Here is a 26,154-nt window from a genome sequence, read left to right as displayed (position 1 = left end):
CCCCCCGCCCGCATGCCCCCAGAACGAGGACCCATGACCGCCACCGCACCACCCCTGCCAGCCAGCGGACAGCCGCTGGTCGTCCTCACCAAGCGCACCGTCTGGCTGATCTTCGGCGCCCTCATGGCGAGCATGTTCCTGTCCTCGCTCGACCAGTCGATCGTCGGCACCGCGATGCCGACGATCGTCGGCGAGCTCAGCGGCGTCGAGCACCAGGGCTGGGTGGTGACGGCGTACATCCTCGCGATCGCCATCGTCATGCCGCTCTACGGCAAGTTCGGCGACCTGTGGGGCCGCCGCTGGCCCTTCCTCGTCGCCATCGGCCTGTTCACCATCGCCTCGGCGGGCGCCGGCTTCGCTCAGACGTTCGCCGAGCTGGTCGCCTGGCGCGGCGTGCAGGGGCTGGGCGGCGGCGGTCTGATGATCCTGTCCCAGGCGATCATCGCCGACATCGTGCCCGCCAAGGAGCGCGGCAAGTACATGGGCCCGATGGGCGCCCTCTTCGGCATCGCCGCGGTCCTCGGCCCGTTGCTCGGGGGACTGTTCACCGACCACCTCGACTGGCGCTGGTGCTTCTGGATCAACATCCCCGTCGGCATCGCGGCGTTCCTCACGGCCTGGTTCACGCTCAAGCTGCCCAGCCACCGCTCCGACAAGAAGATCGACGTCGCGGGCATCGTGCTCATGGTCATCGCCACCTCCGCGCTGGTGCTCGTCACGAGCTGGTCGAGCTGGAGCGGGCGCGACGACTACGACTGGGGCGACCCGCTGCTGATCGGCCTCACGCTGGCGACGGTCGTCGCGGCGGTGGCGTTCGTGCTGGTCGAGCGCGTCGCGCAGGAGCCGCTGATCCCGCTGCGCCTGTTCAAGAACCGCACGTTCGCGATCGCCACCACGGTGGGCCTGATCATCGGGATGGGCATGTTCGCGGCCCTGGGCTTCCTACCCACGTTCCTGCAGATGTCCACCGGCTCGGGCGTCACCGAGTCCGGGTACCTCATGCTGCCGATGATGGCGGGCGTCATGCTCACGGCCATCGGCTCGGGCTTCGCGATCACCCGGACAGGCCGCTACCGCGTCTACCCGATCGTCGGCATGGCGATCGCCACGGGCGGCCTCGTCTGGCTGACGCAGCTCGAGGGCGACATGTCCATGGTGCTGTTCGGGGCGATGATCTTCGTCCTCGGCGCCGGCCTCGGGCTCGTCATGCAGACCATCGTGCTCGCCGTCCAGAACGCCGTCGACCCGCACGAGCTCGGCACGGCGACCAGCTCGAACAACTTCTTCCGCGAGATCGGCGCCGCGGTGGGCGTCGCGCTGTTCAGCACGATCTTCACCGGCCGCCTCTCCGACCGCCTGGGGACCGTCTTCGCCGAGGCGCCGGCCGGGAGCCTGCCCGAGGGCGCCGGGACGTCCACCCTGACACCGGCCCTCGTCGCCCAGCTGCCGGAGCCGTTGCACCAGGGCGTCGTCGAGGCGTTCACCGACGCCCTGGCGCCCGCGTTCTGGTACCTCGTGCCGCTCGTCGCGGTGGCCTTCGTGCTGACCCTGTTCCTGCGCGAGGTCACGCTCTCGAACGAGGCCGGGATGGTCGCGCGTGGCGAGGCCCTCGCCGCCCCCGAGCCCGGCGCCGACGCCTCCGGCGAGCCGGTGCTCGTCGCAGGCGGCGAGCCCGAGGTCGGGCCGGAGGGCCCGAGGGCTCGTCGCGACGCCGGTAGCCTGGACGGATGAGCACCCCCGCGCCGGTCGTCCGTCGCAAGCGTCCCGCGCGCCTGCAGTTCACCTCGACGATCCTTCTGCTCGAGGCGTTCCTGGTGCTGCTGGTGACGCTGGTGGCGCACGGGCTGGCGGCCATCGACGAGGGCGGCCCGTCGCGCGCGGCGATCTGGCTCGTCGGCGGGGCCCTGATGCTCATGCTCGTCGTCCTGTCACGGCTGATGACGTGGCCCGGCGGCTACGCCGCGGGATCGGTGGCGCAGGTGCTGGTGCTGGCGACGGGCATCGTCGTGCCGATGATGTTCGTGGTCGGCGGGATCTTCGTGGTGATGTGGGTGGTGTCGCTGCGGCTGGGCGGGCGCATCGACCGGGAGCGCGCCGAGTGGGCGGCAGCCCACCCGGAGGACTACCCCGAAGGCTGAGGCCGCGGGCCGAGGGCCTGCTCAGGGGCTTGTCGACGCCGATAGGGTCGGCTCATGACTGACGCACCCCACACCGAGCGCACTCTCATCCTGGTCAAGCCCGACGGGGTCCGCCGCGGGCTCGTCGGGGAGGTCCTGCGCCGCGTCGAGGCCAAGGGCTACACCCTGCTGGCCGTCGAGCTGCGCACCGCCGACGAGGCGCTGCTCGCCGAGCACTACGCCGAGCACGAGGGCAAGCCGTTCTTCCGCCCGCTGGTCGACTTCATGGCCTCGGGCCCGGTCCTCGCGGTCGTCGCCGAGGGCGAGCGGGTGATCGAGGGCTTCCGCGTCATCGCCGGCGCCACGGACCCGACGACCGCCGCCCCCGGCTCGATCCGCGGCGACCTCGGCCGCGACTGGGGCCTGGCCGTCACGCAGAACCTGGTGCACGGCTCGGACTCCCCGGAGTCGGCCGAGCGCGAGATCAAGCTCTGGTTCCCCGGCCTCTGATCGTCTCCGCCCCCTCGCCCGCCACGCGGCCCGCCTGTCCTCCGGGGCGGCGGGTCGCGTCGTCACCAGGCCTGTGCGGGGCGTCCACCGCCTAGTCTCTACGCGTGCACCTCAAGACCCTCACCCTGCGGGGGTTCAAGTCGTTCGCCTCGGCGACGACGCTGAACTTCGAGCCGGGCGTCACCTGCGTCGTCGGGCCGAACGGCTCGGGGAAGTCGAACGTGGTCGACGCGCTCGCGTGGGTCATGGGGGAGCAGGGCGCCAAGTCGCTGCGCGGCGGCAAGATGGAGGACGTCATCTTCGCCGGGACGTCCGGACGGCCGCCGCTCGGGCGGGCCGAGGTGGCCCTGACGATCGACAACACCGACGGCGCGCTGCCCATCGAGTACACCGAGGTCACGATCTCGCGGACGCTGTTCCGCAACGGCGGCTCGGAGTACGCCATCAACGGCCAGGGCTGCCGTCTGCTCGACATCCAGGACCTGCTGTCCGACTCGGGCCTCGGCCGCGAGATGCACGTGATCGTGGGCCAGGGCCAGCTCGACGCGGTGCTGCGCGCGACCCCGGAGGAGCGCCGCGGGTTCATCGAGGAGGCCGCCGGGGTCCTCAAGCACCGCAAGCGCAAGGAGAAGGCGCTCCGCAAGCTCGACGCGATGCAGGCGAACCTGGTGCGCCTGGGCGACTTGACCAGCGAGATACGCCGCCAGCTCGGCCCGCTGGGCCGCCAGGCCGAGGTGGCCCGCAAGGCGCAGGTGGTCCAGGTCGACCTGCGGGACTCGCGGGCCCGGCTGCTCGCGGACGACCTTGCCCAGCTCACGGCCACCCTGGAGCAGGAGCTCGCCGACGAGTCGGCGCTCCGGGCCCGGCGCTCGGAGGTCGAGGCGTCCCTCGTCGAGGCGCGCGAGAGGCTCGCGGCCCTCGAGCGTGCCGCGTCGGAGGCCGCGCCCGCGTTGAGCGAGGCGAGTGACGTTTGGTACCGGCTGTCAGCGCTGCGCGAGCGCCTGCGCGGCGTCGAGACGCTGGCCGGCGAGCGGGTCCGCCTGCTGGGCTCCGCTGGCCCCGAGCGCGGCACGGGCGCCGACCCCGACGAGCTCGCGGCACAGGCCCAGCGGGTGCGGGCTGCCGAGGCTGAGCTGGCCGCCGAGGTGGAGGTGGCGCGCACGGCCCTCGAGGCCGCCGTCACACGCCGCCAGGAGGCCGAGGCCGCCGCGAGCGCCGCCGACAAGGCACTCGCCACGGCGCTGCGCGGCGCCGCCGACCGCCGGGAGGGGCTCGCGCGGCTCGCGGGCCAGGTCGGCGCACGGCGCAGCCGGCTCGAGGCCACCGAGGCCGAGATCGGGCGACTGCGGGCCACCCTCGCGGAGGCCGAGCGCCGCGGGCAGCAGGCGGCGACGGAGTTCACCGTCCTGGAGTCGCAGGTCGCGGGAGTCGAAGAGGGCGAGGAGGGGCTCGACGCCGAGCACGAGGCGGCGGCCGACGCGGTCGAGGCCACGAACGCCCGCGTCGCGGAGCTTACCGAGGCCGTCGCGGCGGCCGAGCGGGAGCGCGGGGCGCTCGAGTCCCGCATCGAGACCCTCGAGCTCAGCCTGACCCGCAAGGACGGCGCGGGCTCGCTGCTGGCCTCGGAGGTGCTGCACGGCGCGATCGGCTCCGTGGCGGCACTGCTGAGCGTCGCGCCTCGGGACGAGGACGCCATCGTGGCGGCTCTCGGGCGCCTCGCCGACGCGGTCGCCGTCGAGTCGGTGGACTCCGCGGTCGACGCGATCCGCCTGCTGCGCACGGAGGACGCCGGCCGCGCCACCATCCTGATCGCCGGCTCCGCGGGAGGGCGAGGCCTGCCGGAGCTGCCGCCCGGCGCCGATCGGGCGATCGACCTGGTGCAGGCGCCGGCCGCGGTGCGGAGCACGGTCGAAGGGCTGCTCGCCGGAGTCGTCGTCGTCGACGACCTCGCCGTGGCGCGCGCGCTCGTCGCCGAGCACCCGGACCTGGTGGTCGCCACCCGCGGGGGCGACCTGCTGGCGCGGAGCCACGCGTCCGGCGGATCGGCGACCGCCCCGAGCGCGCTGCACCTGCAGGCGGCCCTCGACCAGGCTCGCGGGGACGCCGACCGTGCGACCGCCGCCGCTGAGAAGGCCCGCGGCGAGCTCGTCGGCGCCCGTGCCGCCCAGGAGGAGGCGAGCGCGCGTTACGAGGAGACGCTCGAGCGCCTGAACCAGTCCGACGCGGCGCTGGCCGCGGTCGCCGAGCAGCTCGGGCACCTCGGCGCCACCGCGCGCGCCGCACGAGCCGAGGCCGCGCGGGTCCAGGCGACCCTCGACACCGCGACGGCGACCCTCGCGGCCGACGCCGCGGAGCTCGCCGAGCTCACCGAGCGGCTGGCCGTGGCCGAGCAGGAGCCGGCCGAGAGCGAGGCGTCGATCGACGCGGGGACCGCCGAGCGCGACCGCGCCGCGGAGGCGGCCGCAGCCGCCCGGGCGCGGGAGACCGAGGCGCGGCTGACGCTGCGGACTAGCGAGGAGAGGTCGCGGGCGTTGTCCGGGCGGGCCGAGTCGCTTGAGCGTGCGGCCCGCACCGAGCGTGCGGCCCGGGAGAGGGCCGCCGAGCGCGCTCGGGCCCGGGCCCGGCAGTCCCAGATCGCCGGCGCGGTCCGCGAGGGAGCACACCGGGCGCTCGTGCTGCTGGAGGGCTCGCTGCGGCGCGCGACGGCCGAGCGCGAGTCCGCCGAGGCGCAGCGCGCCGAGCGCGACGCCGCGCTGGCCGAGGTCCGCGCGGTGGTCGAGACGCGCTCGCGCGAGCTCGCCGAGCTGACCGACGTGGCGCACCGCGACGAGGTGGCCCGCGCCCAGCAGCTGCTGCGCGTCGAGCAGCTGCAGGCGCGGGCCGTCGAGGACCTGGGGCTGGACCCCCAGGTGCTGCTCGACGAGTTCGGGCCCCACCGGTCGGTGCCCGTGGTGCGCCCGCCCGGCGCCGAGCCCGGGGAGGACGAGCCCCACGAGGTCCCCTACGTCCGCGCCGAGCAGGAGAAGCGGCTCCGTGCCGCCGAGCGCGCCCTGGCCCAGCTCGGGCGGGTGAACCCATTGGCCCTCGAGGAGTTCGCCGCGCTCGAGGAGCGGCACCAGTTCCTGGTCGAGCAGCTGGGCGACCTCAAGAGGTCCCGCGCCGACCTCCTCGAGATCGTCCGGGAGATCGACGAGCGCGTCGAGCAGGTCTTCGCGGACGCCTACCGTGACACGGCCGAGCAGTTCGACCGCGTGTTCCCGCGGCTGTTCCCCGGCGGGGAGGGCCGCCTGGTGCTGACCGACCCGGGCGACATGCTCACCACGGGCATCGAGGTCGAGGCCCGGCCGGCCGGCAAGAAGGTCAAGAGGCTGTCGCTGCTCTCCGGCGGGGAGCGCTCGCTCACCGCCGTCGCGCTGCTCGTCGCGATCTTCAAGGCCAGGCCCAGCCCGTTCTACGTCATGGACGAGGTCGAGGCGGCGCTCGACGACGCCAATCTCGGCAGGCTGCTGGGGCTCTTCCGTGAGCTGCAGGAGGACTCGCAGCTCATCGTCGTCACCCACCAGAAGCGCACGATGGAGATCGCCGACGCGCTCTACGGCGTGACGATGCGTGGCGACGGCGTGACCACGGTGATCAGCCAGCGCATGCGCGAGGAGTCGCCCAGCGCGCTGTCCTGAGCGCCCCGGCGCCGGGATGTGAAAGTTGTGTGGCGGTTGCCGCCCATGCGCACCCTGGGCGCCGGGCTCCGGCGGTCCCACCGATACTGGGGTGATGACTGCTGTCGTGGTGTGGACCATCATCGCGTTCGTCGCCGGGGCCGCGGTGATCCTGGTGGCCAGCGTCGCGCCCCGCCCCGGCGAGGAGTCCGAGCAGCGGGGCCTGCGATCAGGACTCGAAGACCTGCGGCACGGCGTGCTGCACCTCGTGGGACGCCGCGGGGACCGCGGCGCTTCGGCGGGCCAGCCGACGCAGGCGGAGCCGGTGGACGTGCGCCTCGACGAGTTCCTCCAGGCCACCGCGGTCGACGAGGACGCCTACCTCCGCGCGGACGACATCACCGACACCTTGGCCAAGGCGCGCGAGAAGGCGGCGCGCACGGTGCCGTGGCTGGGCAAGCGCTCCGCCTGAACGGGCCGGTCCGGCGCGCCTCGCGTCCTGGACGATTGCTGAGAGACTGACCGCGTGGACAACGACATCCTGACTGCGCTCATCGTCGGCGTGCCCTCGATCATCGCGATCGCGACGGCAGCCGTGCTCGTCGGCCGGCGGCGCTCGACCGACTCGGACCATGAGGCGGCGACTCGCTCCCGCCCCGAGGGCGCGTCCTCCTCGACCGGCACGCTGGTCGAGCCCCGCCCAGCCGAGGCAGAGCCCGAGGCGCCTGGCGCCGAGGTGGAGGAGCTCCCCGACCTCTCGCAGGCGCCCCCGGTCGAGACGCCCGCCCCGGCCACGGGCCGGCTGGCCCGGCTGCGCGACCGGCTCTCCCGGTCCGGGTCGCCGCTGGGCGCCCGGCTGCTCACCGTGCTCTCCCGCGACCACCTCACCGAGGACGACTGGGACGAGCTCGAGGAGACCCTGCTGCTCGCCGACGTGGGCGCCGGACCGTCCGGAGAGCTCATCGACGCGCTCCGCACCCAGGTGCGCGTCCAGGGCGTCCGCGAGCCGGCACACGTCCGGGCGATGCTCCGCGAGCAGCTGCTCGCCCTCGTTGACCCCTCGCTGGACCGCTCCCTCGCGACGGCTCCGACGCCGCGCGCGGCGGCCGACGGCGCCGCGCCGGCCGAGGGCGAGCCGTCCACGTCGCCCGCCGTCGTGCTGGTCGTCGGCGTCAACGGCACCGGCAAGACGACCACCGTCGGCAAGCTCGCGCGGGTGCTCGTCGCGGAGGGGCGCACGGTGGTGCTGGGCGCCGCCGACACGTTCCGCGCTGCTGCGGCCGACCAGCTCGAGACGTGGGGCTCGCGGGTGGGGGTGCCCACCGTGCGCTCCGAGCGGGATGGCGCGGACCCCGCGGCCGTCGCGTTCGACGCGGTGCGCACGGGCGTGAGCCGGGGCGTGGACGTGGTGCTCGTCGACACGGCCGGGCGGCTCCAGAACAAGGCCGGGCTCATGGACGAGCTCGGCAAGATCACCCGGGTCATCACGCGCGAGGCCCCGCTGTCGGAGGTCCTGCTGGTGCTCGACGCCACCACCGGGCAGAACGGCCTCAACCAGGCGCGCGTCTTCGCGGAGGTGGCCGGGGTGACCGGCATCGTGCTGACCAAGCTCGACGGCACCGCCAAGGGCGGCATCGTGATCGCGGTGCAGCGCGAGCTCGGCGTGCCGGTGAAGCTGGTCGGCCTGGGCGAGGGCCCTGACGACCTGGCGCCGTTCGACCCCGAGGCGTTCGTCGACGGGCTCCTCGGCGACTGACAGCACCCGTCGCCACCTGGACGGACGCTTGAGTCTGGGCGTCCGTCCAGGCGGAAACGCAACGTTTACCCTCGCGGGGCCGCTGTCACATCGCCGTAACACACTCCGCTCCTCCTGGAAATGCCGCTCGCCGACAGTGGGACTCGACCGGCCGTCCGGCTGGCGAGGGGAGAGCGATCCACATGGAATTCCAGCTGGACACCGGCAACACCGCATGGTTGCTGACGTCCGCCGCCCTGGTGCTGTTGATGACGCCTGGACTGGCGTTCTTCTACGGCGGCATGGTCCGCGTCAAGTCCGTCCTCAACATGATGATGATGAGCTTCGGCGCCATCGCCGTCGTCGCCGTCATCTGGGTGCTGTGGGGCTACTCGATGACGTTCGGCACCGACGTCGGCGGCGTCTTCGGCAACCCGACCGAGTTCTTCGGCCTCAACGGCCTGACCGACGACCTCAGCCTGCTGGCGGGCTCAGGAGTCCCGGCCTACGTGGCCGCCGGGTTCCAGATGACGTTCGCCATCATCACCGTCGCGCTCATCTCGGGCGCCATCGCCGACCGTGCTCGGTTCGGCTCCTGGCTCCTCTTCGCGGGCGTCTGGGTCACCCTGGTCTACTTCCCCATGGCGCACATGGTCTGGGGCGGCGGCATCCTCGGCGGTGGCGAGAACAGCATCGCGGCCTGGCTCTTCGGCAGCACCGACGGGGCGGCGGACCTCGCGCCCATCGACTTCGCCGGCGGCACCGTCGTGCACATCAACGCGGGCGTCGCGGGCCTCGCGCTCGCCTTGATCCTCGGCAAGCGCAAGGGCTTCGGCAAGGAGCCCATGCGCCCGCACAACCTGCCGTTCGTGATGCTCGGCGCCGCGCTGCTGTGGTTCGGCTGGTTCGGCTTCAACGCCGGCTCGGCGGGCGCCGCTGACGGCGTCGCAGGCCTCGCCTGGGTCAACACGACCGTCGCCACGGCCGGCGCGATCATCGGCTGGCTCGTGACGGAGAAGATCCGCGACGGCCACGCCACCTCGCTCGGCGCCGCGTCCGGCGTCGTCGCCGGCCTCGTGGCCATCACCCCCGCCGCCGCGGCGCTCAGCCCGATCGGCGCGATCATCCTGGGCCTCATCGCCGGCGCCCTGTGCGCCCTGGCGGTCGGCCTGAAGTACAAGTTCGGCTACGACGACTCGCTCGACGTCGTCGGCGTCCACCTCGTGGGCGGCCTCGTCGGAACGATCGGCATCGGCTTCCTCGGCACCGAGACCGGCCTGTTCTACGGCGGCGGCCTCGACCAGCTCATCCTGCAGGTCATCATCGCCCTCTTCGCGGTGGTCTTCTCCTTCGTCCTCACCTTCATCATCGGCACGGTGATCAAGCGCACGTCCGGCTTCCGGGTGAGCGAAGAGGCCGAGATCGGCGGGATCGACCTCGCCGTCCACGGCGAGACCGCGTACGAGACCCTGGGCGCCCGAGTCGTGACGGAGGTGAAGTGATGACCAAGCTCATCACCGCAGTGATCCAGCCCCACCGGCTGGACGACGTGAAGTCGGCCCTCGAGGCCGCGGGAGTCCGCGGGCTCACGGTCAGCGAGTCGAGCGGCTACGGCCGCCAGCGCGGCCACACCGAGGTCTACCGGGGCGCGGAGTACACCGTGGACCTGGTTCCCAAGGTCAAGATCGACGTGCTGGTCGCCGACGAGGACGCCCCGGGCATCACCGAGGTGATCATCCAGGCGGCCCAGACCGGGAAGATCGGCGACGGCAAGGTGTGGACCACGCACGTCGAGGACGTGGCCCGGGTCCGCACCGGCGAGCACGGCGACGACGCTCTCTGAGCAGGACGGTTCAACAGATCAGATGAGACACGTGAGGCCGCCCGCGGGGGGCGCGGCCGAGGACGGGTCTGCCGAGGTCCCGCGCCCCGCGATCGGGGTGCGGGACCTCAAGGCTGAACGGCTCGACCTCGCAGCCCAGCTCACCGGACCGGGCCATGAGGGCGCCGCCCGACGGCGTGCCGTCGTCGACCTCGTCCACCGCCGACTCGCCGAGCTCTGGCAGGACGCGACGGGCGGGGAGCTGACGGGCATCGCGCTGGGCGCCGTGGGCAGCATCGGCCGCGGCGACGCGAGCCCGATGAGCGACCTGGACCTGCTGCTCGTGCATGAGGGGCGGGGGCACAGCGCCGACGAGGTCGCCGACCTCGCGCAGCGCCTCTGGTACCCGGTGTGGGACGCGGGGCTCGACCTGGACCACGCGGTGCGCTCGGTGGCGCAGTGCCGCCAGGTCGCCTCCAGGGACCTTCCCGCGGCGGTGGGCCTGCTGGACCTGCAGCCGGTCGCGGGGGACCCGCTCGTGGTGCACCACGCGCAGTCCGCGTTGCTCGCCGACTGGCGATCTGCGGCCCGGCGCCGGCTCCCGGAGCTGCTGGCCACGGCGCGGCAGCGCGCTGAGCGGCACGGCGAGCTCGCCTACCTCATCGAGCCGGACCTCAAGGAGGCCCGGGGCGGCATCCGGGACGCCGTGGTGCTGTCTGCTCTCGCGGCGACCTGGCTCACGGACCGGCCGCACGGAGCGGTCGACAAGGCCTACGACCACCTGCTGGACGTCCGCGACGCCCTCCAGGTGGTGACCCGCAGGCACACCAACCGGCTGCTGCTCGCCGATCAAGACGAGGTGGCGGCGCTGACGGGCTTCGACGACCGCGACGACCTCCTCGCGAGCCTCGCCGAGTCGGGCCGGATCATCTCGTACGCGCTCGACACCACGGTGCGCAACGCCCGGCAGGCGCTGCAGCGCCCCGCCCGCAAGCCGATGCTCGTGCGCGGGCGGCGCACGCCCCCGCGCCTGCGGCCGGTGGGCGAGGGGCTGGTCGAGCACGACGGGGAGATCGTGCTCGCGGTCGACGCCCGCCCGAGCGAGGACCCGCTGCTCTCGCTGCGCGCCGCGGCCACCGCGGCGCGCACCGGTCTGACGCTGTCTCCCGTGACCGTGGCGAGCCTCATGCAGACCCCGGCCCTCGAGGCGCCCTGGCCCAAGGCGGCGCGGACGTCGTTGCTCCAACTGCTCGGCTCGGGGCACGCGCAGACGCCGGTCTGGGAGGCGCTCGACCTGTCGGGCGTCGTGACGACGTGGATCCCGGAGTGGGCGGCCGTGCGCAACCGCCCCCAGCGCTCCCCGATCCACCGGCACACGGTGGACAGGCACTTGATCGAGACGGTGGCCCTGGCGGGCAAGGCGCGGCGGCAGGTGGCGAGGGGCGACGTGCTGCTGCTCGCGGCGCTGCTGCACGACATCGGCAAGCGCCCCGGCGCTGGGGACCACTCGACCGAGGGCGCCCGGCTCGCGGGGCCGATCGTCACGCGGATGGGCTTCGAGGACCAGGACGCCGCCGACGTGGCGCGCCTGGTGCGGCACCACCTGACCCTCGCAGACCTCGCCACCACCGCTGATCCGGACGATCCTGCGACTGTCGCGGCCCTGCTCGACGCGGTCGACGGGCGGCTGGACCTGCTCGAGCTGCTGCGGGCGCTCACGGAGGCGGACGCGACCGCGGCGGGCCCGGCCACCTGGACGGCGTGGCGGGCACGGCTCGTCGACGACCTGACGGCGCAGGCGGCAGGTACGCTGGGACGTCCGTGATCCCGAGAAGAGCGTGAGGATCCAGCGGTGTTCGCCACCCTGTCCGACCGACTGACGTCGACCTTCAAGAACCTCCGCACCAAGGGGCGCCTGTCCGAGGCGGACATCGACGCCACCGTGCGCGAGATCCGCCGTGCGCTGCTCGACGCCGATGTCGCCGTGCCCGTCGTGCGCGCCTTCACCGGGGCCGTCCGGGAGCGGGCGCTGTCCGTCGAGGTCTCCGGCGCGCTCAACCCCGCCCAGCAGGTCGTCAAGATCGTCAACGACGAGCTGGTGGCGATCCTCGGCGGCGAGAACCGCCCGCTGCGCCTCGCGAAGAACCCGCCGAGCGTGATCATGCTCGCGGGCCTCCAGGGCGCGGGCAAGACGACGCTCGCGGGCAAGCTGGCCCTGCACCTGCGCGAGCAGGGGCACACGCCGCTGCTCGTCGCCGCCGACCTGCAGCGCCCCAACGCCGTCACCCAGCTGCAGATCGTGGGGGAGCGGGCCGGGGTGCCCGTCTTCGCCCCGCACCCGGGCAACCAGGGACACGGCGAGGTCGACCCCGGGTTCGGCGACCCCGTGGGCGTCGCCCGCGAGGGCCTCGCCGCGGCGAAGGCCCGCCAGCACGACGTCCTGATCGTCGACACCGCCGGCCGCCTGGGCGTCGACGCCGAGCTCATGGCGCAGGCGGCGGACATCCGCGACGCCGTGCAGCCGGACGAGATCCTGTTCGTCATCGACGCGATGATCGGCCAGGACGCGGTCGCCACCGCGCAGGCCTTCGCCGACGGCGTCGACTTCACCGGCGTCGTGCTCTCCAAGCTCGACGGCGACGCGCGCGGCGGCGCGGCCCTGTCGGTCGCCTCGGTGACCGGCCGGCCGATCATGTACGCCTCCACCGGTGAGAAGCTCACCGACTTCGAGGTGTTCCACCCGGACCGGATGGCCTCGCGCATCCTCGACATGGGCGACGTGCTCACCCTGATCGAGCAGGCCGAGAAGGCGTTCGACGCCGACCAGGCCGAGGCGATGGCCGGCAAGATCGCGAGCGGCGAGGACTTCACGCTCGAGGACTTCCTGCAGCAGATGCAGGCCATGAAGAACATGGGCTCGATGAAGAAGATGCTGGGCATGCTGCCGGGCATGGGCCAGATGCGCGAGGCCCTGGACAACTTCGACGAGCGCGAGGTCGACCGGATCGAGGCGATCATCCGCTCGATGACGCCCGCCGAGCGCCGCACGCCCAAGATCATCAACGGCTCGCGCCGCGCGCGCATCGCGGCGGGGTCCGGCACGTCGCCGAGCGACGTCAACGGCCTGCTCGAGCGGTTCGCCGGCGCGCAGAAGATGATGAGGCAGATGGCGCGCTCCGGGGGCATGCCGATGCCCGGGATGGGGAACCTGCCGGGCATGGGCGGCAAGAAGTCCCGTGGCCGGGTGGCCGCGCCGCCCAAGCGCAAGGGCAAGGCGGCCAAGTCGGGGAACCCGGCCAAGCGCGCCGAGCAGGAGCGGCTCGCCGCCGAGCGCGCGGCCGGCATCGCGCCCCCGGCGCCGAAGGGCTCCGCCTTCGGCCTGGGCGCGAAGGAGCCGGAGTCCGTGGACCCGTCCGCGGTCGACCTGGGCGCGCTGGGCAAGTTCCTCGGACGCTGAGGGATGACCACGCCCGACGGGCCCGCGCAGGTGCTTCGCCTGCGCGGGCCCGTCCTGCTCGACGACGAGCGCGTGGCCGCCGAGGCGTGGGTGGTGGGCGGCCGCATCACGTTCGAGCGGCCCCACGCGTCAGCAGGGCTCCCGGTCGCGATCGACGGCTGGGTCGTGCCCGGGCTCGTGGACGTGCACTGCCACATCGGGCTCGGCCCGAACGGCCCGGTGGACCGGCAGGCGGCCCGCGCGCAGGCCCTCGCGGACCGCGACTCCGGCGTGCTGCTGGTGCGCGACGCCGGCTCTCCGGCCGACACCGCGTGGGTGGGCGGGGAGGACGACCTGCCGCGGCTCGTCAGGGCCGGCCGGCACCTCGCGCGGCCCAAGCGCTACCTGCGGCACTACGGCCGCGAGCTCGCGTCGCCCACCGACCTCCCCGGCGCGGTCGCGGAGGAGGCGGCGCGGGGCGACGGCTGGGTCAAGGTCGTCGCGGACTGGATCGACCGCGGCCTCGGGGACGAGGGCGACCTCACGCCGTTGTGGCCGGCGGACGTCCTCGCCGAGGCCATCGGCGCGGCGCACGCCGCCGGCGCCCGCGTGACCGCTCACACGTTCTCCGGCGAGGCCCTCGACGCGCTGCTCGACGCGGGGGTGGACTGCCTCGAGCACGCGACCGGGGCCGACGCCGCGCAGATCGCGCGGATCGCCGCCGCAGGGATCCCCGTGACTCCCACCCTGATGCAGGTCGCCCAGTTCGAGGCCATCGCCGCGCAGGCCGACGGCCGGTACCCCCGCTTCGCCGCCAGGATGCGCCGGATGCACGCCCGTCGCCACCAGCACGTCCGCGACCTGCACGACGCGGGCGTCCAGTTGCTCGTCGGCACCGACGCCGGCGGGACGATCGGCCACGGGCGGATCGCGGACGAGGCGGCCGAGCTGGCCGCGGCGGGCGTGCCGGACCGCGAGGTCCTCGCCGCCGCGAGCTGGCGCACCCGGGAGTGGCTCGGCTTCCCCGGCCTCGGGGAGGGCGATCCGGCCGACCTCGTGGTCCTGCCGTCGGACCCGCGCGAGGACGTCCGCGCGTTGGCCGCGCCCAGCGCCGTGGTGCTGCGAGGCGTGCGCGTCCGTTGACCTCCGCTTGTCACCGCAGCCTGATGGGCGAAGCGGTTGGGCACGCGCGCTGCGTCTGGCAGAATGTCGTCCGTACTCGGCGCGCCCGGCCCCTCTACCCGGTCGCAACCGTGTCCTTCCGGCCAGACCCGTCCGCTCACCCCACGAGCACAGGACCCGTCCGGCCACCACAGCAGAAACCAGGAGAGACCACACTGTGGCCACCAAGATCCGTCTGAAGCGTCTCGGCAAGATCCGGGCGCCGTACTACCGCGTCGTCGTCGCGGACTCGCGCACCAAGCGTGACGGTCGCGTCATCGAGGAGATCGGCAAGTACCACCCCACCGAGGAGCCCTCGCTCATCGACATCACGTCGGAGCGGGCGCAGTACTGGCTGAGCGTCGGCGCGCAGCCGTCGGAGCAGGTCCTCGCGCTCCTGAAGATCACGGGTGACTGGCAGAAGTTCAAGGGCCTGCCGGGCGCCGAGGGCACCCTGCGGACCAAGGCCAAGCCCGAGGAGTCCTCGGTCCAGGCCGCCGTCGAGGCTGTCGCGCTCGACGCCGAGAAGGCCAAGGCCAAGGCTTCCGAGAAGAAGGCCGCCGCGAAGGCCGCCGAGGCCGCCGCCTCGTCCGAGGACGAGCAGGCCTGATGCTCGACGACGCGCTCGAGCACCTGGTGCGGGGCATCGTCGACCACCCCGATGACGTGCAAGTGAGCACGAAGTCGCTGCGTCGCGGTGAGCTCCTCGAGGTCCGGGTCCACCCGGAGGACCTCGGGCGTGTCATCGGGCGTGGCGGACGCACGGCGCGCGCGCTGCGCACCGTCGTCGGCGCCCTCTCGGCAGATGGCCCGGTGCGGGTCGACGTCGTCGACGTCGACCGCCGCTGACCTCCACGGCCAGCCGTCCCGGCCGCTGCCTGAGCAGCACTCGAGGCCCGGTCCCCTACCCTGGGGACCGGGCCTTCGCTCTGCGCCCCGTGCGCTGGCGAACCCCCTGAACTCGCGAAAGGACCTCATGCAGCTCATCGTCGCCCGCATCGGCCGCGCCCTCGGGCTCCGGGGGGAGGTCGCGCTGGACGTCCGGACCGACACCCCGGAGGAGCGCCTGGCGGTCGGCGCGGTGCTCCAGACCGTCCCGGCCGGCGTCGGGCCGCTCACCGTGGAGCGTTCCCGGGTGCAGCACGGCCGCTGGAACGTCACGTTCGCGGAGGTCTCCGACCGGGACGCCGCGGAGGCGCTGCGCGGCGTCGAGCTCGTCGTCGAGGAGGACGAGAGCGACGAGGACGACGCCTGGTACCCGCACGAGCTCGCCGGCCTGCGCGCGGAGCACGTCGACGGCAGGGTCCTCGGCGAGATCATCGGGCTCGAGCACCTCCCGGCCCACGACTCCCTGCTGCTGCGCGAGACGTCGGGGGTGCGCACCCTCGTCCCGTTCGTCCGCGCGATCGTCCCAGTGGTCGACATCCCCGGCGGCCGCGTCGTGATCGACCCGCCGGGCGGGCTGCTGGCCTCCGACGCCGAGAACCTGGTCGTCAGCGAGGAGACGGGGTCGTCGAGCGGCTCCGGCCAGGACCCGGACGCGGACCGCGACGGCGCGGAGGACGAGGACTGACGTGCGCATCGACGTCATCTCGATCTTCCCGGACTACCTCGCCCCGTTGGACCTGTCGCTCGTCGGCAAGGCGCGCGCGGCGGGCATCCTGTCGCTGAACGTGCACGACCTGCGCGACTGGACCACCGACCGGCACCGCACCGTGGACGACACGCCCTTCGGCGGCGGCGCCGGCATGGTCATGCGGCCCGACGTGTGGGGCACAGCGCTCGACGACGTGCTGCAGGACGGCGCCCACCTGCTCGTGCCGACCCCGTCCGGCGAGCCGCTGACCCAGCGGCGCGCCGAGGAGCTCGCCCGCGAGCAGCAGATCGTCATCGCGTGCGGCCGCTATGAGGGCATCGACTCCCGGGTCGCGGAGCACTACAGCCAGCGCCCGGGCGTGCGGGTCAGCGAGTTCTCGCTGGGGGACTACGTGCTCAACGGGGGAGAGGTGGCGGCACTGGTGCTGGTCGAGGCCGTCGCACGCCTGCTGCCCGGGGTCGTCGGCAACCCCCAGTCGCTGGTCGAGGAGTCCCACGGCGCCGCGGGGCTGCTCGAGTACCCGGTGTACACCAAGCCGCCGCAGTGGCAGGGGCACGAGGTGCCGGAGGTGCTGCTGTCCGGGCACCACGCGCGCATCGAGCGCTGGCGTCGCGACCAGGCCCTGCAGCGCACCGGGGCCCGGCGGCCGGACCTGGTGGCCGCCCTCGACCCGGCCACACTGGACCGTCACGACCTCGCGGTGCTCGCGGAGCTGGGCTGGGCCGTCGAGGACGGCCGGCTCACGCGCGGTCAGGACCAGCCGCCGAAGTCCTGACCGCTGGTTTCATCGCCGGATGGCGCGTGTGGCAGACTGGTCCCTCGGTGCGCTTGGTCGCGTCTCTGCCACAGGGGAGACGGGCAACGGCCACTCCGGGTCCCGCGAGGGAGCCCCGGACGCACCAGACCATGAGCCATCAGGGCGCCCGCTCGTCGCGGGACGCCCTCGACGACGCTGCTGACCTGTGGCAGGGCGAGGAAGTGACATCACATGCACACTCTGGACCAGGTCGACGCGGCGTCGCTGCGCAACGACATCCCGGCATTCCGCCCCGGGGACACGCTGAAGGTCAACGTCAAGGTCGTCGAGGGCACCCGCTCGCGCGTCCAGGTGTTCCAGGGCGTCGTCATCCGCCGCCACGGCGGCGGCGTCGGCGAGACGTTCACGATCCGCAAGGTCAGCTTCGGCGTCGGCGTCGAGCGCACGTTCCCCGTGCACTCCCCGACGATCGACTCGCTCGAGGTCGTCACCCGCGGTGACGTGCGTCGCGCGAAGCTGTACTACCTGCGCGCGCTGCGCGGCAAGAAGGCCAAGATCAAGGAGAAGCGGGACACGCCTGCTCCCAAGTGAGCGGTGGTCCACAGCTGTTGATCGCGTCCTGACGGGCGGTCGCCGGGGTGTCCCGGCGGCCGCCCGTCGGCGTTCGCGGACAGCGGTTGTGGCACGCGTCTCGTCCTGTCCGACGGGATAGGTGACGTCCGGCCGGGCATGGCACAGTGTGCAGGGTGACCTCTCAGCGAGCACCCGAACGCGGCCCGTCCGAGTCCGAGGCGGCCGGGACGCAGCAGCCGCGCCGCAGCACCGGCGCCGTGTGGCTGCGTGAGACGGCGATCATCCTGGTGAGCGCGTTCATCCTCTCGTTCCTGGTCAAGACGTTCCTGGTTCAGGCGTTCTTCATCCCGAGCGCGTCGATGGAGGACACGCTGGTCGAGGGCGACCGCGTCCTCGTCTCCAAGCTCACGCCCGGCCCGTTCGAGCTGCACCGCGGCGACATCGTGGTCTTCAAGGACCCGGGCGGCTGGCTGCCCTCGTCGCCCCGCGCCGAGCGGGGCGCCGTGGCCGAGAAGGTCAACCAGGCGCTGACCTGGATCGGGCTGCTCCCGCAGGACTCGGGCGAGCACCTCATCAAGCGGGTCGTCGGCCTGCCCGGCGACCAGGTCGCCTCGGAGGGCTCCGGCGCGCCGGTGACGGTCAACGGCGAGCCGATCGACGAGCCCTACCTCGCGGAGGGCGTCGCGCCCAGCGACAACTCCTTCGACATCACCGTCCCCCCGGGATCGGTGTGGGTGATGGGCGACAACCGCTCGGACTCCGCCGACTCCCGGTTCCACCTGGGCGACCCAGGTGGCGGCTCGGTGCCGATCGACAACGTCGTCGGCATGACATTCGTCAAGGTGTGGCCGCTCGACCGGATGGGGTTGCTCCGCAACCCGTCCGAGGCCTACGCGGAGGTCCCCGACCCGTCATGACCCTGCTGGACCACCCGATCTCCGAGCCGCCTCCACGGGCGCCGCGGGCGCCGGCGCTGGTGCGGCGCACACCCCAGCTCCGGCACGAGCGCGCCCTGCTGCGCGAGGGAGCACGGCTCCTCGCGGGGATGGACGAGGTGGGACGGGGATCGCTCGCCGGCCCCGTGACCGTGGGCGTCGTGGTGGTGGACGCCCGCACCCGGGCGTGCCCGCGGGGCGTCGCCGACTCCAAGCTGCTCACCGCGGCGGCGCGGACGGCGCTGCTGCCCGCCCTCAGCCGCTGGGGGGCGGCCCGCGCGGTGGGTCACGCGACGGCCGCCGAGATCGACGAGGTGGGGATCATCGCCGCTCTGCGGCTGGCCGGTCGGCGCGCACTGCTGTCGGTGGCCCGCGAGGTGGGCCCAGTGGACGCGGTGCTGCTGGACGGGTCGCACGATTGGCTGACTCCGCCCGCGCAGGGCGAGCTGTTCGGCGCGGTGGAACTGCCCGGCGCCGATGTCATCGGCGCCCCGCGCGTGCACCTGCGGGTCAAGGCCGACATGACGTGCGCCTCTGTCGCGGCCGCCAGCGTGCTCGCGAAGTGCGAGCGCGACGGCATCATGACGGCGATGGCCGCGGACCACCCCGAGTACGGGTGGGAGTCCAACAAGGGCTACAGCTCCGCAGACCACATCCGGGCGCTACGCGAGCACGGGCCCAGCCCGCTGCACCGGCGCAGCTGGCGGCTGCCCCTGGGACTCGACGCGACAGAGTGAGGCTTCCCGACAGGTCGCGCGCCGCTCGTGGAGCCTGCGCACACGGTCGGCCTCGATGGGGGATGATGGCGGGGTGAGTGCCGAGGACCTGGAGAACTACGAGACCGACATGGAGCTCGCGCTCTACCGCGAGTACCGGGATGTGGTCGGGCTCTTCTCCTACGTCGTCGAGACCGAGCGCCGCTTCTACCTGGCCAACCAGGTGGACCTGCAGGTGCGGTCCGCGGCGGGAGAGGTGTACTTCGAGCTGTCCCTCGCGGACGCGTGGGTGTGGGACGTGTACCGCTCCGCACGCTTCGTGAAGTCGGTCCGTGTCGTGACGTTCAAGGACGTCAACGTGGAGGAGCTCGCGAAGGCGGACCTCGACCTGTCCACAGGGGCCGGCTTCGGGCGCTGAGCGCCGCACGACGCTCGTCGGCCACCGGCCACCCCCAGGCCTTCTCGCGCCCACGCGCTCCACCACTGCGGCAGCGCTCGGCGCTCCGCGCCCGCGCCACTGCGAGTCTCCCTCGCGGAGGTGGTCCGGTGCGGACGACGCAAGCAGTGGGACAGCACGGCGAGGACCTGGCCGAGGCCTACGTGCGGGAGGCCGGCTGGACGGTCCTCGACCGCAACTGGCGTGGCGCGCGGGGCGAGCTGGACCTCGTCGCGCTCGACGGCGAGGAGCTCGTCGCCGTCGAGGTCAAGACCCGGCGCAGCACCGCCTACGGGCACCCCGCCGAGGCGGTGACGCCCCGCAAGCTCGCCCGCATCCGGGGCCTCACCGTCGAATGGCTGCGCGCGCACGACTCGCGCCCCGCGTCGGTGCGCGTCGACGTCATCGCGATCACGCTGCCACCAGGGGGCGCACCGCGCCTCGAGCACCTGGTGGGGGTGGTCTGAGTGGTCCTCGGACGCACACTGGCGGTGTCGTTGCTCGGCCTTAGCGGCCACGTGGTCGAGGTGGAGGCCCACCTGGCCCCGTCGCTGCCCGCCTTCAGCCTCGTGGGGCTGCCCGATGCCGCCCTGGGCGAGGCCCGGGACCGGGTGCGCGCCGCCGTCGCCTCGAGCGGGCTCGCGTGGCCGAACCGCCGCATCACCGTCAACCTCACGCCCGCGACCCTGCCGAAGTCAGGCTCCGGCTTCGACCTGGCGATCGCGGTGGCGACGCTGGCGGGAGCCGGCCTGCTCGACCCCGGCGCTGTGCGCGACGTGGTCCACCTCGGGGAGCTCGGCCTCGACGGCAGGCTGCGCCCGGTCCGCGGCGTGCTGCCCGCAGTGGCCGCGGCCGTCGCGGCCGGACACCCTCGCGTCGTGGTGCCCGTGGCGAACGCGGCCGAGGCTGCTCTCGTCCCGGGCGCCCAGATCAGCGCGGCCCACAGCCTCGCCGAGGTCGCCCGCCGTGCCGGCGCCGACATCGAGGCGTCGGACGTGAGGCCCGTTGGACCGGTCCACCTCGACGGGCACACCGCTCGTGGGGCCGCCGTCCCCGACCTCGCCGACGTCGTGGGCCAGGAGGACGCCCGCTCGGCGCTCGAGGTGGCCGCCGCTGGGGCCCACCACCTGCTCATGATCGGGCCGGCGGGCTGCGGCAAGACGATGCTCGCCGCGCGCCTCGCCGGGCTGCTGCCCGACCTGACCGAGGCCGAGGCCGTCGAGGTCACCGCCGTGCACTCGGTCGCGGGGACCTTCGACGCCGAGGCCGGGCTGATGCGGCGGCCGCCGTTCGAGGATCCCCATCACACCGCGACCCCGGCGAGCATCGTGGGCGGCGGCAGCGGTGTGCCGCGGCCGGGAGCCGCCTCGCGGGCCCACCGCGGCGTGCTGTTCCTCGACGAGGCCCCCGAATTCGCCAACGCGGTGCTCCAGACGTTGCGCCAACCCCTCGAGCACGGCGAGGTGGTCATCCACCGGGCCTCGGGAGCGGCGCGCTACCCGGCGAGGTTCGTCCTGGTGCTCGCCGCCAACCCCTGCCCCTGCGGCAGGTACGTGGGCAAAGGGCTCGACTGCACGTGCACCCCGGACCGCCGGCGCCGCTACCTGACCAAGATGTCCGGCCCGCTGCTCGACCGGGTCGACCTCCAGGTCGAGCTGCACGCCGTATCCCGCGGAGCGCTGGCGCGATCGGCCCACTCCTCGGGCGCGGGGGAGTCCACCGCCGTGGTCGCCGCCCGGGTGCGGGCCGCCCGCCACGCGCAGCGCGAGAGGCTGCGCGGCACGCCGTGGCGCACCAACGCCGAGGTGCCCGGTCGGTGGCTGCGGGAGCGGCTCGGGCCGGACCGGGGCCTCAGCGTGGACCTGGAGCGGGCGATCGACCGTGGGGCGCTGAGCCTGCGCGGCGTCGACCGGGTGCTGCGCGTCGCGTGGACGCTGGCCGACCTGGCCGGCCGCCCGGCGCCGGGACGCGACGACGTCGGCCAGGCCCTCGCCCTGCGCACCCGCGGTCACGGCGCCCCATGAGCCCGGCGCGGGAGGTGGCGCGAGAGCCCGCTGAAGCCGCCGCGCCGGGGGCGGGGGAGCACGGGCGGCCTGGTGGCGTGCACGGCCGGATGGCCACGGACGGCGCCGGTCCGGGACAGGACGCCGACGCCGAGACGCTGGCGCGGGCTGCGTGGTCAGCGCTGGTCGAGCCGGGCGACCCCGTGGCGGGCGCCCTCGTGGGGGTCTACGGGGCAGGGCCAGCGCTGCGTTGGGCCCGGCTCGCCGCGTCGCGGGGCGTGGACGCCGCGTTCCTCGAGGTCGACCCGGAGAGCCGTCCCGACGTCTTGGAGCCGCTGCGGCGCCGCCTGGCGCGTGCCGTCGGGCGGTGGGAGCCCCGGTTCGCCGCGCTCGACCCGCGCCGCGACGTCGAGCGGCTCGCGCGGTCGGGCGGCACGTTGCTGCACCCCGGCAGCGACGCATGGCCCGAGTCCCTCGCCGATCTGGGTCATGCCGCCCCGCTGTGCCTGTGGGTGCGTGGGAACAGCGACCTCGACGCCTTGACCAGCAGGTCGGTGGCGCTCGTGGGGTCACGGGCGGCCACCGCGTACGGTCAGCGGGTCGCGACGGACCTGGCGGAGGGCCTCGCGTCACGGGACGTGGGCATCGTCTCGGGCGGGGCGTACGGCATCGACGCCGCAGCACACCGGGGTGCCCTCGCCGTGGACGGCCGCACCGTGGTGCTGCTCGCCGGTGGTGTGGACCGCCCCTACCCGCAGGGCAACGCGCGGCTGGTCGAGAGCGCGCTCGAGGTGGGTGGCGCGGCGGTGAGCGAGTCGCCGCCCGGCGCCGCGCCGCTGCGCAGCCGGTTCCTGCAGCGCAACCGCCTGATCGCGGCGCTCGGCTCGGCGACTGTCGTCGTCGAGGCGGCATGGCGGTCCGGAGCGTTGAGCACCGCTCACCACGCCGCGGCGTTGCTGCGCCCGCTCGGCGCCGTGCCCGGGCCGGTGACCTCGGTGGCCTCGGCGGGCTGCCATCGATTGCTGCGCGAGGGGGCGGCGGTGTGCGTCACGGACACCGCCGAGGTGCTCGAGCTCCTCGCACCCTCAGGCGAGGACCTCGCCCCTGAGCGCGACGCGTCCGCTCGTCCCGGCGACGGCCTGGACGAGCGGACGCGGCACGTGCTGGACGTCCTCCCGCGGCGGGGCGCGGCGAGCCACGAGGAGCTGGCCCGCCGCGCCGGGCTGTCGGTGGCCGAGGCGCGCTCTGCCGCAGGGGTGCTCGGCCTGCTCGGCATCGCCGAGCGCACCGCGACAGGGTGGGCCAGGGCGCGGCCCGCCCTGTCAGGCCCAGTCGCGCGCCCGGCGGGCCTCGACCACGAAGGCCGAGCCGACGACCAACGCCGCGAGCATGACGGCCAGCTGCGGGACCAGTGAGCTCCCCGTCGTCGGCAGGGACGGAGTCGCTGCCGCGGCCGCCCCGGGCTCGAACGGCGGCGCCGGTGGTGTCGGGGTGGCGCCCGGGGTGCGCACCACGCTCGTGCACGCGTCGTCGCACGGCCCGTCAGGCGAGGGGATCAGAGAGTTCACGATGTCCACGCCTGCCTGGGTGGTCGTGATGCGCACCGTGAACGTCATCGTCTCCGTCTCGGTGAGGGAGGGGATCAGCCATTCGAACCGGTCGTCGACCCGGGTCACCGACCCCTGAGTCACCACCGGCTCCGTGACGATCTCCGCGTAGGGGAGCAGCGCGGCCAGGTCGTCGACCACTCGGGCGGCCAGCACCGCGGCGCCGCCGGTGTGCACGGCCTGCACCGTGTAGGTCACGAGGTCGCCCGTGCTCACGGTCGACCCCGTGGCGGGGTCGCTCGTCTTCGCGGTGCGCCACGTGCCCGGGTCGTCGACGTTGACGAAGGTGCACACCGTGGTCGCTTCGGGGGGCACGGAGACGACGAGCGTCTGCCCGTCCAGGGACACGTCGTTCGTCGGGTTCCCGACGGCGTCCTGGCAGGAGATGCTCTCCAGCGAGTAGGCGGCGGTCTCAGGGGTGTTGCCCGTCTCGGAGATGACGTACTCGGTGTCGGGCCGCACATAGGTGGTGAACCCCTCTGTCGAACCGGGCGCCGAGACGGGGTCGATCCCGGGGATCGGGGTGACGGGCTCAGCGTTCAGGTTCCAGTCGGACGGCTCGGCTGTGCCGCCGGACGTGTTCTGGACCTCCTTCACGAGGATCAGGGTCCCGACCTCGTTCGTGGCGGTGCAGCGGACGATCTGCCCGTACGGGACCGTCACCGCGCCGTTCAGGCCGTCCGCGTAGCCGGGGACGACCTCGCCGGCCTCGTCGAGCTCCACGCAGTCCCAGCTCGCCGGGCTGGTCGCCTCCGGGGACCGGAACTGCACGTACCGGGGATCGCCCCCCGTCTCGGCGAGGGAGTACGACACCGCAGGGCTGACCGGTGCGGTCGCCGCCGGGGTGCCTGTCGTCCCCGAGGGCCCGGGGAGCGAGCCGGCGGGGCCTGTCGCCGCGAGCGTCCAGCTCGTGACGTCCGCGTCGCCCGCGTTGATCTCCTTGACGAGGGTGAGCTGCGCCGTGCACTCCACGGTGTTGCGCACCAGGTACGAGTTCGCGCCTTCGGCCAGGGTGACGCTCGCGGTCGGGTCGAGCGGGACGGAGCCGGTGATCCCGGTGCCGCTCACGGTGCTGGAGGTGATGCTGCACAGGGGCGGCGCCACCTCGGTGCTCTCGCCGATCGCCAGCGCGTCCCCGCTCGAGAACCCACCGATCTCGACGCCCCAGGGCGTGGACGCCCCGTCGAGCTCGAGGGTCGCCTGCAGCCCCTCGAGCTGGCTGCCCTCGGGCACGGGCGCACCACCGTTGAGGACCCACTCCTTGTCCACGGCCACCGTCGCCGCGGCCGCGGGCGCCCGGTTGTACACCTGGCAGGTGATGGCCGCGTCCGGGGGGACGGGAAGGGTGAACCCGTCATCCACGTTCTCCACGGGCACCGACGCCTGGGTGGTGAGGTCGGTGCAGACGGCGTTGGCCCCGCTGACCTGCTCGAGGGTGTAGCCGGCCTGGACCGTCTCCACCAGCTGCAGCCGGGTCGCGTCGGTGTTGTCGGCGACGGCGAAGGACAGGGCGCCGGTCACGTCCGCCGTCACGCCGCTGGCGGGGGAGACGGCGCCGGGCGGCGCGCTCACGGTGGCGTCGAACGTCCAGCCGCCGAGCGGGGTCGCGCCGCTGACGTCCCCGGCGGGGTTCGTCGCGGGGACCTCGTTCTTGACGACGGTCACCGATCCTGCGCAGCCGGCCTGGGCGAGCGCGCGGAACGCGGCGGCCGCCTCCGAGTAGTCGGATGACCGGAAGTAGTCGACCCCCTGCGTCGGCCCGGAGATCGCGGCGAGGTTGTCGGGAGGACCCGTGAGGCCGGCGCCGACGCCGAGGACCGTGACGTTCGTGCCCTCGGACTTGACCGTGTTGGCCGAGAACACGCCGTTCTCGACCTCGCGGAACCGGGTGAAGAACCCCGGGCCCTCGCCGTTCCCGTAGAACGTGGGGTTGCCGTCGGTGACGACGACCGCGGTGTCGAAGTCGGTGCCGCTGGCAGCCACCTGGTAGAGGCCGCGGTCCCAGTTCGTGCCCCCCTGGGGCGTGGGCAGCGCGTCGATCGCGGCATTGACGGTGGCGGCGCCGGCCGCGGTCGAGACCGGGGTCGCGGGGAGGTTGGCGCCCGGGGCCGCCGGCGCGTTCGTGGCGAAGGTGAAGATGGCGATCTGGGAGTTCGTCCCGGCGAGGGCCGCGACCATCTGCTTGGCCGCGGTCTTGAGCGCGTCGAAGGAGCCGGCGGTCGACCCGGACAGGTCCAGGACGAGCGCGACGTTCAGCCCGCACTGCGCCGGGATGGAGGGGTTGGCCTCGGTGGAGGCCCAGATGCCGCCCGAGGCGGTGGCATTCGTCTGACCGGTGCCGATCATGAAGTTCGACGTCGAGGTGTACGTCTGCCCGGCGCGGAGCGTGGCGCCCGTGCGGAACCGGTACGGGGTCGAGGTCTCGCCCTCATTACCGGTGCCCAGGCTCGTGGTGATGCCGTAGTTGGGAGCGGCCCCGCTCTGGACGACCCAGAAGCGACGGTCGCGGTTCAGGCCGAAGAGCTCGGTCTCCGGCACCACGAAGCTGCAGTCGCCGTCGGCGTCCGAGGTGCAGGTGGCCCAGGCGTCCGGCACCGGGGTGGTCGGCCCCGCGGCGGTCCCGTCGTAGAGCTGCAGCGTGACCCCCGCGAGGCCGGCCACGGAGGAGGCGGAGTCCCGGACGCCTCCGACGCTCACGTTGATGACCGAGCTCGTCGGGCCCGGGGTGGGCACCACCGCTTGGCTGGCTCCCGTCGGGAGCCAGAACATCGCGGCTGCCACGCAGGCGACGATTGTCGCTGCGACCGACCGCCGTCCAGCTCGACGACGTTCCCCTCTGACTTGTTGGATCACGGCCAGCCCCCTATCCCGTTTGTCCCTTTTGGGAAGATAGCAGGGGTTGGCTTGGTCGGCTGGGGGGCGGGTGCGAGTGCCGCTGCCGCGCGGGACGAGGAGGGCTGGGGTGGCGCCTCCGCCCGTTCGCGACGGCGGGGCGTGGCCGTCGCGCGAGCGGGCGGCGTCGTCAAGTGGCTCCGGCGGTCGCGCGTGGACGCCGCGGAGGTGAGGTGGATCACCGTCGAAGATCACAATTCG

The 26,154-nt window shown here is 73.8% G+C and carries 23 protein-coding genes; 22 read left to right on the top strand and 1 reads right to left on the bottom strand.

What is annotated here, in order from left to right; genetic code table 11:
• Window positions 1–33: 33 nt before the first annotated feature.
• The 22 genes from NP064_RS10455 to dprA all read left to right on the top strand — a co-directional run bounded on the left by NP064_RS10455 (window position 34) and on the right by dprA (window position 22,869).
• Window positions 34–1,731 (top strand): MDR family MFS transporter, encoded by a 1,698-nt coding sequence (locus tag NP064_RS10455; RefSeq protein ID WP_227569724.1) that lies wholly within the window; start codon window positions 34–36, stop codon window positions 1,729–1,731.
• Window positions 1,728–2,138 carry a DUF4233 domain-containing protein gene (locus NP064_RS10450; protein ID WP_227569725.1) on the top strand — a complete coding sequence of 137 codons (411 nt, stop codon included), beginning with the start codon at window positions 1,728–1,730 and terminating at the stop codon, window positions 2,136–2,138. Before NP064_RS10455 ends, NP064_RS10450 begins: the two co-directional genes overlap by 4 nt.
• Window positions 2,139–2,192: 54 nt before the next feature.
• The gene (ndk, locus tag NP064_RS10445) at window positions 2,193–2,627 is read left to right on the top strand and encodes a nucleoside-diphosphate kinase (RefSeq protein ID WP_227569726.1); all 435 of its coding nucleotides are present in this window, start codon (window positions 2,193–2,195) and stop codon (window positions 2,625–2,627) included.
• Window positions 2,628–2,731: 104 nt separating this feature from the next.
• Window positions 2,732–6,304 (top strand): chromosome segregation protein SMC, encoded by a 3,573-nt coding sequence (smc, locus tag NP064_RS10440; RefSeq protein WP_227569727.1) that lies wholly within the window; start codon window positions 2,732–2,734, stop codon window positions 6,302–6,304.
• A gap of 94 nt (window positions 6,305–6,398) precedes the next feature.
• Window positions 6,399–6,755 (top strand): hypothetical protein, encoded by a 357-nt coding sequence (locus tag NP064_RS10435; RefSeq protein ID WP_227569728.1) that lies wholly within the window; start codon window positions 6,399–6,401, stop codon window positions 6,753–6,755.
• Between the two features lie 54 nt (window positions 6,756–6,809).
• Window positions 6,810–8,039 (top strand): signal recognition particle-docking protein FtsY, encoded by a 1,230-nt coding sequence (gene ftsY, locus NP064_RS10430; RefSeq protein WP_227569729.1) that lies wholly within the window; start codon window positions 6,810–6,812, stop codon window positions 8,037–8,039.
• 182 nt (window positions 8,040–8,221) lie between these two features.
• Window positions 8,222–9,520: an ammonium transporter gene (locus NP064_RS10425; RefSeq protein WP_284439665.1), complete on the top strand. Its 1,299-nt coding sequence runs from the start codon at window positions 8,222–8,224 to the stop codon at window positions 9,518–9,520.
• Window positions 9,520–9,861: a P-II family nitrogen regulator gene (locus NP064_RS10420; protein WP_227569730.1), complete on the top strand. Its 342-nt coding sequence runs from the start codon at window positions 9,520–9,522 to the stop codon at window positions 9,859–9,861. The genes NP064_RS10425 and NP064_RS10420 overlap by 1 nt, the downstream gene beginning before the upstream one ends.
• 22 nt (window positions 9,862–9,883) lie before the next feature.
• Entirely contained in the window at window positions 9,884–11,665 is a 1,782-nt protein-coding gene (locus NP064_RS10415; protein WP_227569731.1) for a [protein-PII] uridylyltransferase, read from the top strand.
• Window positions 11,666–11,692: 27 nt separating this feature from the next.
• Entirely contained in the window at window positions 11,693–13,297 is a 1,605-nt protein-coding gene (ffh, locus tag NP064_RS10410; RefSeq protein WP_227569732.1) for a signal recognition particle protein, read from the top strand.
• 3 nt (window positions 13,298–13,300) lie between these two features.
• Complete coding sequence (locus NP064_RS10405) at window positions 13,301–14,419, top strand: amidohydrolase family protein (RefSeq protein ID WP_227569733.1); 1,119 nt, start codon at window positions 13,301–13,303, stop codon at window positions 14,417–14,419.
• 196 nt (window positions 14,420–14,615) lie between these two features.
• Complete coding sequence (rpsP, locus tag NP064_RS10400; protein WP_227569734.1) at window positions 14,616–15,047, top strand: 30S ribosomal protein S16; 432 nt, start codon at window positions 14,616–14,618, stop codon at window positions 15,045–15,047.
• A complete protein-coding gene (locus tag NP064_RS10395; protein ID WP_227569735.1) occupies window positions 15,047–15,286 on the top strand; it encodes an RNA-binding protein in 240 nt (79 codons plus the stop codon). Before rpsP ends, NP064_RS10395 begins: the two co-directional genes overlap by 1 nt.
• Window positions 15,287–15,413: 127 nt before the next feature.
• Window positions 15,414–16,010 carry a ribosome maturation factor RimM gene (rimM, locus tag NP064_RS10390; RefSeq protein ID WP_227569736.1) on the top strand — a complete coding sequence of 199 codons (597 nt, stop codon included), beginning with the start codon at window positions 15,414–15,416 and terminating at the stop codon, window positions 16,008–16,010.
• Window position 16,011: 1 nt separating this feature from the next.
• Window positions 16,012–16,809 carry a tRNA (guanosine(37)-N1)-methyltransferase TrmD gene (gene trmD, locus NP064_RS10385; protein WP_227569737.1) on the top strand — a complete coding sequence of 266 codons (798 nt, stop codon included), beginning with the start codon at window positions 16,012–16,014 and terminating at the stop codon, window positions 16,807–16,809.
• A 213-nt stretch (window positions 16,810–17,022) separates the two neighbouring features.
• Complete coding sequence (gene rplS / locus NP064_RS10380; protein WP_227569738.1) at window positions 17,023–17,382, top strand: 50S ribosomal protein L19; 360 nt, start codon at window positions 17,023–17,025, stop codon at window positions 17,380–17,382.
• A 155-nt stretch (window positions 17,383–17,537) separates the two neighbouring features.
• Complete coding sequence (gene lepB / locus NP064_RS10375) at window positions 17,538–18,281, top strand: signal peptidase I (RefSeq protein ID WP_227569739.1); 744 nt, start codon at window positions 17,538–17,540, stop codon at window positions 18,279–18,281.
• Window positions 18,278–19,036 carry a ribonuclease HII gene (gene rnhB / locus NP064_RS10370; RefSeq protein WP_227569740.1) on the top strand — a complete coding sequence of 253 codons (759 nt, stop codon included), beginning with the start codon at window positions 18,278–18,280 and terminating at the stop codon, window positions 19,034–19,036. Before lepB ends, rnhB begins: the two co-directional genes overlap by 4 nt.
• Before the next feature lie 73 nt (window positions 19,037–19,109).
• Window positions 19,110–19,433, top strand: coding sequence for a DUF2469 domain-containing protein (locus NP064_RS10365; RefSeq protein WP_227569741.1), 324 nt, complete (start codon window positions 19,110–19,112; stop codon window positions 19,431–19,433).
• A gap of 128 nt (window positions 19,434–19,561) precedes the next feature.
• Window positions 19,562–19,918, top strand: coding sequence for a YraN family protein (locus tag NP064_RS10360; protein ID WP_227569742.1), 357 nt, complete (start codon window positions 19,562–19,564; stop codon window positions 19,916–19,918).
• Window positions 19,919–21,475: a YifB family Mg chelatase-like AAA ATPase gene (locus tag NP064_RS10355; protein WP_227569743.1), complete on the top strand. Its 1,557-nt coding sequence runs from the start codon at window positions 19,919–19,921 to the stop codon at window positions 21,473–21,475.
• Window positions 21,472–22,869 carry a DNA-processing protein DprA gene (dprA, locus tag NP064_RS10350; RefSeq protein WP_227569744.1) on the top strand — a complete coding sequence of 466 codons (1,398 nt, stop codon included), beginning with the start codon at window positions 21,472–21,474 and terminating at the stop codon, window positions 22,867–22,869. The genes NP064_RS10355 and dprA overlap by 4 nt, the downstream gene beginning before the upstream one ends.
• Here the strand turns inward: dprA and NP064_RS10345 are convergent.
• Window positions 22,777–25,842, bottom strand: coding sequence for a DUF7927 domain-containing protein (locus NP064_RS10345; RefSeq protein WP_227569745.1), 3,066 nt, complete (start codon window positions 25,840–25,842; stop codon window positions 22,777–22,779). The genes dprA and NP064_RS10345 overlap by 93 nt on opposite strands.
• Window positions 25,843–26,154: the final 312 nt, after the last annotated feature.

Source organism: Cellulomonas chengniuliangii, from assembly GCF_024508335.1.
Lineage (GTDB): Bacteria > Actinomycetota > Actinomycetes > Actinomycetales > Cellulomonadaceae > Cellulomonas_A > Cellulomonas_A chengniuliangii.
The sequence above is the reverse complement of the archived record's forward strand: the minus strand, read 5'-3'. Positions and strand labels throughout refer to the sequence as shown.